The sequence below is a fragment of the Knoellia sp. LjRoot47 genome (genome assembly GCF_964253435.1).
In the GTDB taxonomy this organism is placed as follows: domain Bacteria; phylum Actinomycetota; class Actinomycetes; order Actinomycetales; family Dermatophilaceae; genus Knoellia.
This window is the reverse complement of sequence record NZ_CAXUQS020000001.1, coordinates 381,723-396,283: the sequence shown is the minus strand read 5'-3', so window position 1 is coordinate 396,283 and position 14,561 is coordinate 381,723. Positions and strand designations below refer to the sequence as shown.

Sequence of the window (14,561 nt, the reverse complement as noted above, 5' to 3'; positions counted from 1 at the left end):
GAGGCGCGGAGCGCCCGTCGTTGCGCGAAAGGACAAGCACTGATGGAGCACTACGGATTGCAGACGGCCGCCGGCCACCTCACGGTGTCGCCGGAGTCCAAGGAGCCGTATGCCGCGGAGCAGCTCGCGCAGCTGCACGCGGACGCGGAGCAGGTCGTCTCCCGCTACCCGCAGAAGCGCTCGGCGCTGCTGCCGCTGCTGCACCTCGTGCAGTCGGTCGACGGCTACGTCACCGGTCGCGGCATCGACTTCTGCGCCGAGGTCCTCGACCTGAGCCGCGCCGAGGTCTCCGGTGTGGCGACGTTCTACACGCAGTACAAGCGCCACCCCAACGGTGAGTACACCGTCGGCGTCTGCACCAACACGCTCTGCGCGATCATGGGCGGCGACGAGATCTGGGACTCGGTCTCGGACCATCTCGGCATCGGCCACGACGAGACGACCGAGGACGGCAAGGTCACCCTCGAGCGCATCGAGTGCAACGCGGCGTGCGACTACGCCCCGGTCGTCATGGCCAACTGGGAGTTCTTCGACAACCAGACCCCGGAGTCGACCAACCAGCTCGTCGACGACCTGCGCTCCGGCGTCCCGGTCAAGCCGACCCGTGGCCCCGACTCGGTGTGCACCTTCAAGCAGATGTCGCGCGTCCTCGCCGGCTTCCCCGACGGCCTCGCCGACCAGGGTGTCGGCGCCGGCCCCGCCTCGCTGCGCGGCCTCGAGGTCGCCCACGAGAACGGCTGGGAGGCGCCGAGCGCCAACGGGTCCTCGAAGGACGGCGACACCGACACCTCGGCCAGCGCAGAGGGTGAGACGGTCGAGGGCAAGGCGGCCGGACGGCATACCTCCGTCAACGCCCCGACCAACGAGCCCGACGATAAGCCGGGCGGCGCGCCCGCCAAGAAGAGCGCGGCCGAGCCCGACGACAAGCCCGTCGAGGACTCCGCCAAGGCCGACGCCGACGCCGAGGCCGGCGAGGCGAAGGGCAAGAAGAGCTCGAAGAAGAAGGACGCGCCCGCGCAGCCCTCGACGCTCCAGGCCGAGGGTGAGCCCGCGACCCTGTTCGACGACGGTGCCACGACGGCCGAGGCCGAGCCCAAGGGCGACGCCCCGCTCACCGGCACCCCCGCGGCGGCCTCCTCGCAGGGCGCCACCCCGCAGACCGGCGGCGACCAGGCGCCCGGGTTCGTCAGCTCCTTCGGCGAGCACACCACCGCCCCCGGCGAGGACGCGGCCAAGGAGCCCGGCTCCACCGACGCCACCAAGCGCAGGAAGCGCACGAGCGGCACCAACGGGAAGGACGCGAAGTGAACATCACCCCACAAAGTTCTCCGTTCCTTCGTCACTCCGATACTTTGCGAGGGCCCCGATGAGCACCACGCTGACCCCGATCCTCACGAAGTTCTGGGACGACCCCCAGAGCTGGACGCTCGAGACCTACGAGAAGAACGAGGGCTACCAGGCCCTCAAGAAGGCGCTCGCCATGGCGCCGGCCGACCTCGTCCAGATGACCAAGGACTCCGGGCTGCGCGGTCGTGGCGGCGCAGGCTTCCCCACCGGCATGAAGTGGGGCTTCCTGCCCCCGCCGGACGGTGGCCCCCGCTACCTCGTCGTCAACGCCGACGAGTCCGAGCCGGGCACCTGCAAGGACATCCCGCTCATGATGGCGGCGCCGCAGTTCCTCATCGAGGGTGTCGCGATCACGTCGTTCGCGATCGGCTGCAACCACGCCTTCATCTACCTGCGCGGCGAGGTCGTCCACGTCTACCGCCGCCTGCTGCGCGCGGTCGAGGAGGCCTACGCGGCCGGGCACCTCGGCAAGAACATCCACGGCTCGGGCTTCGACCTCGACGTCACGGTCCACGCGGGCGCCGGCGCCTACATCTGTGGTGAGGAGACCGCGCTCCTCGACAGCCTCGAGGGCCGTCGCGGACAGCCGCGCCTCAAGCCGCCGTTCCCCGCCGTCGCCGGTCTCTACGCCCGCCCGACCGTCGTCAACAACGTCGAGTCGATCGCGTCGGTCCCGCCGATCCTGCTGCACGGCTCCGAGTGGTTCGGCGACATGGGCACCGAGAAGTCCCAGGGCTTCGGCATCTTCAGCCTCTCGGGTCACGTCAAGAACCCCGGCCAGTACGAAGCCCCGCTCGGCATCACGCTTCGCGAGCTCCTCGACATGGCCGGCGGCATGCGTGACCCCGAGAAGGCGCTGAAGTTCTGGACCCCCGGCGGGTCCTCGACACCGCTGTTCACGGCCGAGCACCTCGACACCCCGCTCGACTTCGAGTCGGTCGCCGCGGCCGGCTCGATGCTCGGCACGCGTGCCCTCCAGATCTTCGACGAGACGACCTGTGTCGTGCGCGCCGTCGACCGCTGGACCGACTTCTACAAGCACGAGTCCTGCGGCAAGTGCACCCCGTGCCGTGAGGGCACGTGGTGGCTCAAGCAGATCCTCGGCCGGCTCGAGCACGGTCAGGGGAGCGAGGAGGACCTCGACAAGCTCCTCGACATCTGCGACAACATCCTGGGCCGCAGCTTCTGTGCGCTCGGCGATGGTGCGACCAGCCCGATCACGAGCTCCATCCAGTACTTCCGTGACGAGTACCGCGCCCACCTCACCGAGGGTCGCTGCCCGTTCGACTCGCGTGAGTCCACGCTCTTCCACAAGGACCGAGTGACAGCATGACTGTGACCGACGACAAGAAGACCGCGACGGTCGACAAGCCCGCAGTCGAGATGGTCGACCTCTCGATCGACGGCATCGACGTCTCCGTCCCCAAGAACACCCTCGTCATCCGGGCGGCCGAGGAGGCCGGGATCGAGATCCCGCGCTTCTGCGACCACCCCCTCCTCGAGCCGGTCGGCGCCTGCCGCCAGTGCCTCGTCGAGGTCGCGACGCCGGGCCCCGACGGGACACTGCGTCCGATGCCGAAGCCGCAGGCCTCGTGCACGATGACGGTCTCGCCGGGCATGGAGGTCAAGACCCAGCACAGCTCGCCCGTCGCCGACAAGGCTCAGCAGGGCGTCATGGAGCTGCTCCTCATCAACCACCCGCTCGACTGCCCGGTCTGCGACAAGGGCGGCGAGTGCCCCCTGCAGAACCAGGCGATGAGCAGCGGCCGCCCGGTGAGCCGCTTCGAGGACGTCAAGCGGACCTACCCCAAGCCGATCAACATCTCGAGCCAGGTCCTCCTCGACCGCGAGCGCTGCGTGCTCTGCGCCCGCTGCACCCGCTTCTCCGACCAGGTCGCCGGTGACCCGTTCATCGCCCTCGTCGAGCGCGGCGCGCTCCAGCAGGTCGGCATCTACGAGGAGAAGCCGTTCGAGTCGTACTTCTCCGGCAACACCGTCCAGATCTGCCCGGTCGGCGCGCTCACCGGCGCGGCCTACCGCTTCCGCGCCCGCCCGTTCGACCTCGTATCGACGCCGAGCGTCTGCGAGCACTGCGCCGCCGGCTGCGCGACCCGCACCGACCACCGTCGTGGCTCGGTCCTGCGCCGCATGGCCGCCAACGAGCCGCTGGTCAACGAGGAGTGGAACTGCGACAAGGGCCGCTGGGCCTTCCAGTACGCCACGACACCGGCCCGCCTCGAGCTCCCGCTCGTGCGCGAGGACGGCGAGCTGCGCGTCGCGTCCTGGCGCGAGGCCCTCGAGGTCGCCGCGGCCGGACTCAAGGCCGCGGCGAGCGCGGGTGTGCTCGTCGGTGGTCGCGTCAGCACCGAGGACGCCTACGCCTACGGCAAGTTCGCGCGCACGGTCCTCGGCACCAACGACGTCGACTTCCGCGCCCGTCCGCACTCCGCCGAGGAGGCCGACTTCCTCGCCTCCACCGTCGTGGCCACCGGTCCCGATGGCGGCGCGGTCACCTACGCCGACCTCGAGTCGGCCAAGACCGTCGTCCTCGCGGGCTTCGAGCCCGAGGACGAGAGCCCGATCGTCTTCCTGCGCCTGCGCAAGGCGTCGCGCAAGAACAAGACCGCCGTGTATGCCGTGTCGCCCGTCGCGACCCGCGGCCTCGCCAAGGTGGCCGGTCGCCTCATCCCGACCGCGCCCGGCACCGAGCCCGAGGTCCTCGACGCGCTCGGCAAGGGTTCGGCCAGCGGTGCACCCGGCGACGGCCCCGACACCGTCCGCGATGCCGCAGAGGCGCTGCGGGGCGAGGGCGCGGTCATCCTCGTCGGTGAGCGCCTCGCCACCGTGCCCGGCGCCCTGAGCGCTGCTGCGCGTCTCGCCGAGACCACCGGCGCCCGCCTGGCGTGGGTCCCGCGTCGTGCGGGAGAGCGTGGAGCCCTCGAGGCCGGCGCCTTCCCGACGCTGCTGCCCGGCGGCCGCGCGATCTCCGACGCCTCGGCCCGCGCCGAGGTCGCCACCGCGTGGGGCGTCGTCGGCCTGCCTGATGCTCCCGGTCGTGACGCGGCCGCGATCCTCGAGGCCGCCCGCACCGGTCAGGTCGGCGCCCTCGTCGTCGGCGGCGTGGATCCGCTCGACTTCGGTCGCGCCGACGCCCTCGAGGCGTTCGAGCGCACGTTCGTCGTCTCCTTCGAGATTCGCGAGTCCGCGGTGACCGCCCTCGCCGACGTCGTCCTGCCCGTCGCGGCCCACGCCGAGAAGGCCGGCAGCTTCGTCGACTGGGAGGGTCGCGTGCGTCCGTTCCAGCAGGCGATCGAGACCGGCTTCGTCAGCGACCACCGCGCGCTCGACATGCTCGCCGACGAGCTCGGCGAGTTCCTCGGCTGCCGCACCGTCGGCGAGATCCGCACCGAGATGGAGGCCATGGGCCCGGCCACCGGTGCCCGCGCCGCCGCTCCGAGCATCGACGCCGGTGAGGTCCCCAGCGCCGAGGACGGGCACCTCGTCCTCGCGACGTGGCGCCACCTGCTCGACAAGGGCCTGCTCCAGGACGGCGAGCCGTTCCTCGCGGGCACCGCGCCCAAGGCCGCGGCCAAGGTCTCGGCCACGACGGCGGCGTCGATCGGTCTGGCGGACGGCGACTCCGTCACCGTCGTCGCCGGCGACTCGACCGTCACCGTGCCGGTCGCCGTCACCGAGATGGCCGACCACGTCGTCTGGCTCCCGACCAACTCCGAGGGCTGCGATCTCCGGGGCACGCTCGCGGACGCCCCCGGTATCCGCGTCTCCGTCACCAAGGTGGACTCATGAGCACCCTTCTCAGCCTCCACGAGGCGGCCGGCACGTTCAGCGAGAGTGCGCTGCACGGCATACAGACGCTGGCTGCTGAGGGCAAGGACAACCCGCGGGCCGACTTCTCGGACACCCCGTGGTGGCTGTCGCTGGTCAAGGCGCTCATCATCTTCGTCTACCTGCTCCTCTCGACCCTCATGGTCATCTGGTTCGAGCGACGGGTCATCGGCCGGATGCAGCAGCGCCCCGGGCCCAACCGCAACGGCCCGTTCGGTCTGCTCCAGACCCTCGCCGACGGTATGAAGGCGATGCTCAAGGAGGACAACACCCCGGCCAAGGCCGACCGGTTCGTCTTCACCCTCGCGCCGCTCATCACCGCGACGATGTGCTTCATCGGGTTCGCGATCATCCCGCTCGCCGGTGAGGTGAGCATGTTCGGCCACCGCACGCCGTTCCAGCTCGCCGACTCCTCGATCGCCGTGCTCTTCGTCCTCGCGATCGCCGGCATCGGCATCTACGGCGTCGTCCTCGCCGGCTGGTCCTCGGGCTCGCCCTACCCGCTCATGGGTGGCCTGCGCTCCTCCGCGCAGATGATCTCCTACGAGATCGCGATGGGGCTCTCGCTCGTCGCCGTCTTCCTCTACAGCGGCTCGATGTCGACCTCGCAGATCGTCGGGGCGCAGGCCAACATCTGGTACATCATCCCGGCGTTCTTCAGCTTCTTCGTCTACGTCATCACGATGGTCGGCGAGACCAACCGCCTGCCGTTCGACCTCGCCGAGGGCGAGGGCGAGCTCACCGGTGGCTTCCACACCGAGTACGGCTCGATGCGCTTCGCCATGTTCTTCCTCGGCGAGTACATCAACATGTTCACCGTCGCCGCCCTGGCCACGACGATGTTCCTCGGTGGCTGGCAGGCGCCTCCCGGCATCGCCGCCATCAACGACGGCATGTTCAACGAGGGCTGGTGGGGCCTGCTCTGGTTCACCATCAAGCTCTGGATGTTCATGTTCGTCTTCGTGTGGCTGCGCGGCTCGCTGCCTCGCACCCGCTACGACCAGTTCATGCGCTTCGGCTGGAAGTTCCTCATCCCGGCCACGCTCGGGTGGGTCGTCCTCGTCGCGTTCTTCCGCGGCGCCCAGAACGGCTGGTTCGGTGACGCGGCGCTCGACATCGCGGGTCGTCGCTTCCCGTTCTCGTCGCTGGCCCTCATCGGCCTCGTCGCCGTCGGCGCCCTCGCCTTCGGCTGGTGGTGGGACAACCGCGCCATCGCGAGGGAGGCGGCCGCCAACGAGTCCGCGCCCGAGGAGATCGACCCGTATGCCGGTGGGTTCGTCGTGCCGCCGCTGCCCGGTCAGCGCCTGCGTGAGACCGCGCGGGTCGGCGCCCCCGCGCTGCCCGGCGCCGACCCCGTGACGCCCGAGCGGCCCAGTGGTCCTGCCGTGTTCGACTTCACCGACAAGGAGGCCGACCGTGGCTGACAAGAGGCCGACCGCGGCTGACAAGAAGAAGGGCGGGTTCTTCGCCGACCTCGTCGCGCCCGTGGGTGGCTTCGGGGTGACCTTCGCGACGATGTTCCGCAAGGTCGCGACCGTCGAGTACCCCGAGGTGAAGCGCCCGACGGCGCAGCGCTTCCACGGCCGCCACCAGCTCAACCGTCACCCCGACGGTCTCGAGAAGTGCGTCGGCTGCGAGCTGTGCGCGTGGGCCTGCCCCGCGGACGCGATCCTCGTCGAGGGCGCCAACAACGACGACGCCTCGGGCCAGCGGTTCAGCCCGGGCGAGCGCTACGGCCGCGTCTACCAGATCAACTACCTGCGCTGCATCTTCTGCGGCCTGTGCATCGAGGCCTGCCCGACGCGCGCGCTGACGATGACCAACGAGTACGAGATCGCCGACAACAACCGCGCCGACCTCATCTTCACCAAGGAGCAGCTGCTCGCCCCGCTCCAGGGCGGCATGGTCGCGGCGCCGCACCCGATGGTGGACGGCATGGAGGAGCGCGACTACTACCTCGGCAAGGTCTCCGGAGCCACCGAGTCGCAGAAGGACTGGGTGCAGGAGCACCACGCCACCGACGACACGCAGAAGCAGGAGGCGACGTCATGACCACGACGGGAGAAGCGATCCAGTTCTGGATCCTCGCGCCCGTGGCCATCGCCGGCTCGCTCGGCCTGGTCTTCGCCCGCAAGGCCGTCCACGCCGCCCTCGGCATGGCGCTGACGATGATCGTCCTCGGGGTGTTCTACCTCGCGCAGGACGCGGACTTCCTCGGCGTCATCCAGATCTTCGTCTACACCGGCGCCGTGATGATGCTCTTCCTCTTCGTCGTCATGCTCGTCGGGGTCGACTCCTCGGACAGCATCGTCGAGACCCTCAAGGGCCAGCGCGGCGCGACGGTCGTCCTGTCCCTCGGGCTCGGCGTCCTGCTCGCCGGGGCCCTCGGCCGGGTCACCATCGGCGACGTCCCCGCGGACAAGCTCACGACGCTCAACGCCGAGAACGGCAACGTCTCCGGCGTCGCCGAGCTGATCTTCGGCCGCTACGTGTGGGTCTTCGAGGCCACGTCTGCCCTCCTCATCACCGCCGCGCTCGCCGCGATGGTGCTCGCCCACCGCGAGCGCCTCGGCTCGCGCCCGAGCCAGCGCGCCTGGTCCGAGCGCCGGATCCGCTCCGGCGAGCACCTCGCCGGCCTGCCCGTGCCCGGTGTCTACGCCCGCCACAACGCGGTCGACACCCCGGCCCTGCTGCCCGACGGGTCGCCGAGCGAGCTGTCCGTCTCCCGTGTCCTCACCGCCCGCGACCAGGTCGGCAGCGCCACGCCGTGGGTCGAGGCTGAGGAGAAGGTGCAGCGCGAGGTCGGCGACGCCTCGTGGTCGCAGAACGCCCTCAACGACGGCGACGGAGCCTCCGCCCGCATGGACGACGCTGCCACCACCGCCAAGGAGGACCAGCCGTGAGCCTGATCAACTACATCTACCTCGCGACGCTCCTCTTCGTCATCGGTGGCGCCACCGTCCTGACCCGGCGCAACGCGATCGTCGTCTTCATGGGCGTCGAGCTCATGCTCAACGCCGCGAACCTCGCGTTCGTCACCTTCGCCCGGCTGCACGGCAACCTCGACGGGCAGGTCATCGCGCTGTTCGTCATGGTCGTCGCCGCCGCCGAGGTCGTCGTCGGTCTCGCCATCATCATGGCGATCTTCCGTGCCCGCCGGTCGGCCTCGGTCGACGATGCCAACCTCCTGAAGCTCTAAGGGGCTGCACTCGTGAACTCATTGGCACTGCTCGCCGCGGAAGGTGAGGTGGCCTCGGCCACCGGCATCACGGCATACGCATGGCTTCTCGTCCTCCTCCCGCTCGCGGGAGCCGGGATCCTCCTCCTCGGAGGCAAGGCCACGAACGCCTGGGGCCACCTGCTCGCGACGGCCCTGTCCTGGGCCAGCTTCGTCGTCGGCTTCCTCGTGCTCCTGGCGATGGTCGGCCGCGGCTCCGAGGAGCGCGCCGCCCACGTCGGTGGCTGGAACTTCATCCCCGCGGGGCAGTTCCAGCTCGAGACCGGGCTGCTCGTCGACCAGCTCTCGATCGCGTTCGTCCTGCTCATCACGTTCGTCGGGTCGCTCATCCACGTGTACTCGATCGGCTACATGGCGCACGACGAGAACCGTCGGAAGTTCTTCGCGTACCTCAACCTCTTCGTCGCGTCGATGCTGCTGCTCGTGCTCGCCGACTCCTACCTCCTGCTCTTCGTGGGCTGGGAGGGCGTGGGTCTCGCGTCGTACCTGCTCATCGGCTTCTGGAACCACAACCCGGCCTACGCGACCGCGGCCAACAAGGCGTTCTTCGTCAACCGTGTCGGTGACGTCGGGATGTCGATCGCGATCATGCTCATGTTCGCGACGTTCGGCTCGGTCGACTTCGCCACCGTCCACGCGGGCGCGGCGGAGGCCGGCTCGACGACGATGACCGTCCTCGGCCTGCTGCTGCTCGTCGGCGCCTGCGCCAAGTCCGCGCAGTTCCCGCTGCAGTCCTGGCTGGGTGACGCGATGGCCGGCCCGACCCCGGTGTCCGCGCTCATCCACGCGGCGACGATGGTCACCGCCGGCGTCTACCTCGTCGTCCGCTCGCACGCGATCTTCGACGCGGCGCCCAACGCGCAGCTCGCCGTCGCGATCGTCGGTGCCATCACGCTGCTCTACGGCGCGATCGTCGGCTGCGCCAAGGACGACATCAAGAAGGCGCTCGCCGCCTCGACGATGAGCCAGATCGGCTACATGATGCTCGCCGCGGGCCTCGGCCCGGTCGGGTACGCCTTCGCGATCTTCCACCTCGTCACCCACGGCTTCTTCAAGGCCGGGATGTTCCTCGGCGCCGGCTCGGTCATGCACGGCATGAAGGACCGCGTCGACATGCGCGGCTTCGGTGGCCTGTCCGGCTTCATGAAGATCACCTGGGTGACCTTCGGGCTGGGCTGGCTCGCCATCCTCGGTGTCCCGCCGTTCTCGGGCTTCTGGTCCAAGGACAAGATCATCGAGGCGGCCTTCATCGGTGAGGGCTGGCGGCCCTGGGTCTTCGGTGGCGTCGCCATGATCGGTGCGGGCATCACCGCGTTCTACATGTCGCGCCTGTTCTTCATGACCTTCCACGGCAAGAAGCGCTGGGTCGACGAGCACGAGGACGCCGAGCGCGGTGTCCACCCGCACGAGTCCCCGCTGACGATGACCGTCCCGATGATGGTGCTCGCCATCGGCTCCGGCCTCCTCGGTCTGGTCCTGTCGTGGGGCGGCATGTTCACCCACTGGCTCGAGCCGGTCGTCGGCGCTCACGGTGAGGAGCACCCCGTCCTCGCGGTGCCGGTCATCATGGCGCTCACGCTGCTGCTCGTCGCCGGCGGCGCGGCCTACGCGTGGATGCTGTACTGGCGCGACGAGGTGCCGGCCACGGCGCCGCGTGGCTCGCTCGTCACGCAGGCGGCACGTGCCGACCTCTACCAGGACGCGATCAACGAGGGCCTGTTCATGCGCCCCGGCACGCACCTCACCCGCGCGCTCGTCTTCACCGACGGCAAGGGTGTCGACGGTGTCGCCGGCTCGCTCGCCGCCATGATCGGTGGCGCGTCCTCGCGACTGCGTCGCGTCCAGACGGGCTACGCCCGGTCCTATGCCCTGACGATGCTCACCGGCGTCGTCGCCGTCCTCGGAGCCCTGTGGGTGATGAACTGATGTCCTTCCCCCTGCTCACCGTGATGATGGTCGTGCCGCTCGTCGGCGCGGCGGTCGTCTGGCTGCTGCCCGCGGGCTCCTCGCGGCTCGCGCGCCCCGTCGCGCTGGCCACCTCCCTCGTCACCCTCGTGCTGGCGCTGCTCGCCTGGGCCCGGTTCGACACCGGCAGCTCGGCCGGGCGCTACCAGCTCACCGAGACCCACTCGTGGATCCCGCAGTTCGGTGTCTCCTACGCGGTCGGCGTCGACGGCATCGCGCTCTCGCTCATCGTCATGGCCGCGATCCTCACGCCCGTCTGCCTTCTCGCCGCGTGGAACGATCTCGGTGACGACGCGGACCCGCGGCGCGAGAAGACCTACTTCGCGCTCATGCTCGTGCTGCTCACCTTCATGGTGGGTGTCTTCGCGGCGCGCGACGTCTTCCTCTTCTACGTGTTCTTCGAGGCCATGCTCATCCCGGTGTACTTCCTCATCGGGCTCTTCGGCGGCCCGCGCCGGCAGTACGCCGCGGTGAAGTTCATCCTCTTCTCGCTCGTCGGCGGGCTCATCATGCTCGTCGCCGTCATCGCGCTGTACTTCCACGGCCCGGGCGGCGAGCAGGGCTTCCTCTACGAGGCGCTCGAGGGTGGCGTCACCGGGTCCACCGCGACCCAGCGCTGGCTCTTCCTCGGCTTCTTCATCGCGTTCGCGATCAAGGCGCCGATGTGGCCGGTCCACACGTGGCTGCCCGACGCCGCGTCCGAGGCGCGCCCGGCGACCGCCGTGCTCCTCGTCGGCGTGCTCGACAAGGTCGGCACCTTCGGGATGCTGCGATTCTGCCTCGGGTTCTTCCCCGAGGCCTCCAAGTGGGCCACGCCGGTCGTCATCACGCTCGCGGTCATCTCGGTGATCTACGGCGCGCTGCTCGCCATCGGCTCGCGCGACATCATGCGGCTCATCGCCTTCACGTCGATCAGCCACTTCGGCTTCATCGTCATGGGCATCTTCGTCATGACGTCGACGGCGGGTGCCGGTTCGGCCCTCTACATGGTCAACCACGGGTTCGCGACGGCCGGGCTCTTCCTCATCGCCGGGTTCCTCGTCGCCCGCCACGGCTCCCAGCGGATCGCCGACTACGGCGGCTGGCAGCGGGTGACACCGGTGCTCGCGGGGACCTTCCTCGTCTCGGGTCTATCGTCGCTCGCCCTTCCCGGTCTGTCGTCCTACGTCTCCGAGTTCCTCGTGCTCGCCGGGACGTTCCAGCGCTACCCGTGGGCTGCCGCGATCGCGACGGTCGGCATCGTGCTGGCCGCTCTCTACATCCTGCTGACCTACCAGCGCGTCTTCACAGGTCCGCGGCCGACGTTCGCCGGTGTGGCCGAGCCGCGTGACCTCGGCCTGCGCGAGAAGCTCGTGGTGGTGCCGATCATCGCCTCCTTCCTGCTGCTCGGCTTCTTCCCGAAGCCGGTCCTCGACCTCGTCAACCCTGCCGTGAGCAAGACGCTCGAACTCGTCGGTGCCACTGATCCGGCACCGACCAACGCCTCCGGGAGTGCCCAGTGACCGCCGCCCTTCTGCCCACGGCCCTGCCCACGGCTCTGCCGACGGCCCTGCCGGCGGCCTTCGAGGCCGTGAAGGTCGACTACGCCGCCGTCGCGCCGATGCTCGTCGTCGTCGGCGCGGCACTCATCGGGGTGCTCGTCGAGGCGTTCGCCCCGCGGCTCCAGCGCCACTTCATCCAGGTCGCGCTCACCCTCACCGCGCTCGTCGTGGCGTTCGTCGTGCTCGTCCTCGTGTCGGTCGACCACCACGGGGTGACGGTCGGCGGGTCGATCGTCATCGATGGCCCGGCGCTGTTCATGCAGGGCTCGCTCATCATCTTCGCGATCCTCGGCATCCTCACGATGTCGGAGCGCTTCGGTGGCCGCTCGGCCGATGCCTTCACCCCGATGGGTGCGGCCACGCCGGGCTCGCCGGCAGAGGCGGCCGCGGACCGCGCGGGCTACGCGACGTCGGAGGCCCTCCCGCTGACGATGTTCGCGGTGTTCGGCATGCTCATGTTCGTCTCGTCCAACGACCTCATCACGATGTTCGTGGCGCTCGAGGTCCTCTCGCTGCCGCTCTACGTCCTCACCGGACTCGCCCGCCGTCGTCGCCTGCTCTCGCAGGAGGCCTCGCTCAAGTACTTCCTCCTCGGCGCGTTCTCGTCGGCCTTCTTCCTCTTCGGCGCGGCCCTGCTCTACGGGTATGCCGGCTCGTCCGACCTGTCGAAGATCGCCACCGCCATCACGACCGCCAACGGTGACCTCGAGGGCCTGCTCCTCCCGGGTGTCGTCCTCACCCTCGTGGGCCTGCTCTTCAAGGTCGGCGCCGTGCCGTTCCACTCGTGGACGCCCGACGCCTACCAGGGCGCCCCCAGCCCGGTCACCGGCTTCATGGCCGCCGCCACCAAGCTCGCGGCGTTCGGCGCGATCCTGCGCCTGGCCTACGTCGGGCTCGAGGCCTCGCGTCTCGAGTGGCGCCTCGGCGTCGCCGCGATCGCCGTTCTCACCATGGTCGTCGGGGCCGTGCTCTCGGTGACCCAGACCGACATCAAGCGGCTGCTCGCCTACTCGTCCGTCGCGCACGCCGGCTTCATCCTCGTGGGAGTGCTGGCGTTCGACGTCACCGGCGTCTCCGGCGTGATGTTCTACCTCGTGGCCTACGGCCTCGCGACGATCGCCGCCTTCGCCATCGTCGCGCTCGTCCGCTCCGGTGGTTCCGAGGCGACGCACCTGTCGCAGTGGGCGGGCCTGGGGCGCAAGCACCCGGTCATCGCCGGCATCTTCGCGCTGCTCCTCCTCGCCTTCGCCGGCATCCCGCTGACGTCCGGCTTCACCGCGAAGTTCGCGGCGTTCGCCCCCGCGGTCGCGCACGGCGGTCTCGCCGGCGTGGTCATGGTCGTCGTCGGTGTGCTCGCCTCGGCCGTGACGGCCTTCGTCTACTTCCGGCTCATCGTGCTCATGTACTTCACCGAGCCGACGGGTGACGACGTCGCCGCCCTCACGCCCTCGATCGCCTCGACGATCGCCATCACCGTCGGTGCCCTCGGCACCGTGATCCTGGGCATCGTCCCGGGCCCGATCCTCGACCTCGCCGGTCGGGTGTCGCAGTTCATCCAGTGACGCTGGCACTGCCCGAGGTCTCTGCCGGGCTCCAGGAGCGGCTCACCGACGGACTGGCCCGGGTCGAGGCGCTCATCGAGCAGCGCATCGACCACGACGACCCGTTCATCGCCGAGGCCAACGTCCACCTGCTCCGCGCCGGTGGCAAGCGGTTCCGCCCGATGCTCACGATCCTTGCCGCCGAGCTCGGTGACGGGGTCAACGACGACGTCGTCACGGCGGCGGCCGCGGTCGAGCTGACCCACCTCGCCTCGCTGTACCACGACGACGTCATGGACGAGGCGGACCTGCGACGCGGGACGCCGACGGCCAACACGGCATACGGGAACTCCACGGCCATCCTCGTGGGTGACCTCCTCTTCGGGCACGCGTCGGCGCTGGTCGCCGAGCTCGGTGCCGAGGCGGTGCGCATCCAGGCCGAGACGTTCATCCGGCTGTGCACCGGGCAGATCCGCGACGACCGGCAGGCGCCGGAGGGTTCCGACGCGTCCGCGCACTACCTGCGGGTGCTCGAGGACAAGACCGGCGTGCTCATCGCGACGGCGGCGCGCTACGGCGCGATGTTCTCGGGGTGCTCCGACGACGTGGTCGAGACGATGCGGGCCTACGGCGAGCGGCTGGGCATGGCGTTCCAGCTCGCCGACGACCTCATCGACATCGAGTCGAGCGAGGAGGAGCTCGGCAAGACGCCGGGCACGGACCTGCGCGAGGGCAAGCGCACCCTCGCCGTGCTCCACGCCCTCGCCTCGACCGCGCCGGACGACGCGCGCCTCCAGGAGCTGCTGCGCTCGGACCTCAGCGGTGACGCCGAGCTCGCCGAGGCGTTGGGGCTGCTGCGCGCCCACCCGGCGCTGGACCGCGCGCGGGACGAGACGCGGGCAGTGGGCGAGCAGGCACAGGCCGCGCTCGCCGACCTCCCCGAGAGCGAGGCCAGGACGGCGCTCCTCGCGCTGGCGTCGTCGGTGACGACCCGCGTCTCCTGACGCGGTCCGTCACCCCTTTCCCGCCCGAAGTGGGTTTCGTGCACTGGGCTCCGCCGCGGCGACGTGGCCCAGTGCACCC

The 14,561-nt window shown here is 70.1% G+C and carries 10 protein-coding genes and 1 pseudogene; all 11 read left to right on the top strand.

Annotation, left to right across the window (positions count from 1 at the left end; translation table 11 throughout):
- Positions 1–42 precede the first annotated feature (42 nt).
- Positions 43–882 (top strand): annotated as a pseudogene (nuoE, locus tag ACSQ11_RS01905) (NADH-quinone oxidoreductase subunit NuoE); the annotation flags it as partial.
- Positions 883–1,366: 484 nt separating this feature from the next.
- On the top strand, positions 1,367–2,680 hold the full coding sequence (gene nuoF / locus ACSQ11_RS01900; RefSeq protein ID WP_436002510.1) for an NADH-quinone oxidoreductase subunit NuoF: 1,314 nt from the start codon (positions 1,367–1,369) through the stop codon (positions 2,678–2,680).
- Positions 2,677–5,154: an NADH-quinone oxidoreductase subunit G gene (locus tag ACSQ11_RS01895; RefSeq protein WP_436002508.1), complete on the top strand. Its 2,478-nt coding sequence runs from the start codon at positions 2,677–2,679 to the stop codon at positions 5,152–5,154. The genes nuoF and ACSQ11_RS01895 overlap by 4 nt, the downstream gene beginning before the upstream one ends.
- A complete protein-coding gene (nuoH, locus tag ACSQ11_RS01890) occupies positions 5,151–6,617 on the top strand; it encodes an NADH-quinone oxidoreductase subunit NuoH (RefSeq protein ID WP_436002506.1) in 1,467 nt (488 codons plus the stop codon). Before ACSQ11_RS01895 ends, nuoH begins: the two co-directional genes overlap by 4 nt.
- Complete coding sequence (nuoI, locus tag ACSQ11_RS01885) at positions 6,610–7,245, top strand: NADH-quinone oxidoreductase subunit NuoI (protein ID WP_436002504.1); 636 nt, start codon at positions 6,610–6,612, stop codon at positions 7,243–7,245. The genes nuoH and nuoI overlap by 8 nt, the downstream gene beginning before the upstream one ends.
- On the top strand, positions 7,242–8,096 hold the full coding sequence (locus ACSQ11_RS01880; protein WP_436002502.1) for an NADH-quinone oxidoreductase subunit J: 855 nt from the start codon (positions 7,242–7,244) through the stop codon (positions 8,094–8,096). Before nuoI ends, ACSQ11_RS01880 begins: the two co-directional genes overlap by 4 nt.
- Positions 8,093–8,392: an NADH-quinone oxidoreductase subunit NuoK gene (gene nuoK, locus ACSQ11_RS01875; protein WP_147064549.1), complete on the top strand. Its 300-nt coding sequence runs from the start codon at positions 8,093–8,095 to the stop codon at positions 8,390–8,392. Before ACSQ11_RS01880 ends, nuoK begins: the two co-directional genes overlap by 4 nt.
- Before the next feature lie 12 nt (positions 8,393–8,404).
- Positions 8,405–10,357 (top strand): NADH-quinone oxidoreductase subunit L, encoded by a 1,953-nt coding sequence (gene nuoL / locus ACSQ11_RS01870; protein ID WP_436002499.1) that lies wholly within the window; start codon positions 8,405–8,407, stop codon positions 10,355–10,357.
- Complete coding sequence (locus ACSQ11_RS01865) at positions 10,357–11,898, top strand: NADH-quinone oxidoreductase subunit M (protein WP_436002497.1); 1,542 nt, start codon at positions 10,357–10,359, stop codon at positions 11,896–11,898. The genes nuoL and ACSQ11_RS01865 overlap by 1 nt, the downstream gene beginning before the upstream one ends.
- Positions 11,895–13,499, top strand: a complete 1,605-nt coding sequence (gene nuoN, locus ACSQ11_RS01860; RefSeq protein WP_436002495.1) for an NADH-quinone oxidoreductase subunit NuoN — start codon at positions 11,895–11,897, stop codon at positions 13,497–13,499. Before ACSQ11_RS01865 ends, nuoN begins: the two co-directional genes overlap by 4 nt.
- Complete coding sequence (locus tag ACSQ11_RS01855; RefSeq protein ID WP_436002493.1) at positions 13,496–14,482, top strand: polyprenyl synthetase family protein; 987 nt, start codon at positions 13,496–13,498, stop codon at positions 14,480–14,482. Before nuoN ends, ACSQ11_RS01855 begins: the two co-directional genes overlap by 4 nt.
- Positions 14,483–14,561 lie beyond the last annotated feature (79 nt).

Excerpts from the sequence above, each read along its gene's own strand:
- ACSQ11_RS01895 (WP_436002508.1), top strand. The coding sequence starts at position 2,677 with ATGACTGTGACCGACGACAAGAAGACCGCGACGGTCGACAAGCCCGCA.
- ACSQ11_RS01880 (WP_436002502.1), top strand. The coding sequence starts at position 7,242 with ATGACCACGACGGGAGAAGCGATCCAGTTCTGGATCCTCGCGCCCGTG.
- nuoF (WP_436002510.1), top strand. The coding sequence starts at position 1,367 with ATGAGCACCACGCTGACCCCGATCCTCACGAAGTTCTGGGACGACCCC.
- ACSQ11_RS01865 (WP_436002497.1), top strand. The coding sequence starts at position 10,357 with ATGTCCTTCCCCCTGCTCACCGTGATGATGGTCGTGCCGCTCGTCGGC.
- nuoH (WP_436002506.1), top strand. The coding sequence starts at position 5,151 with ATGAGCACCCTTCTCAGCCTCCACGAGGCGGCCGGCACGTTCAGCGAG.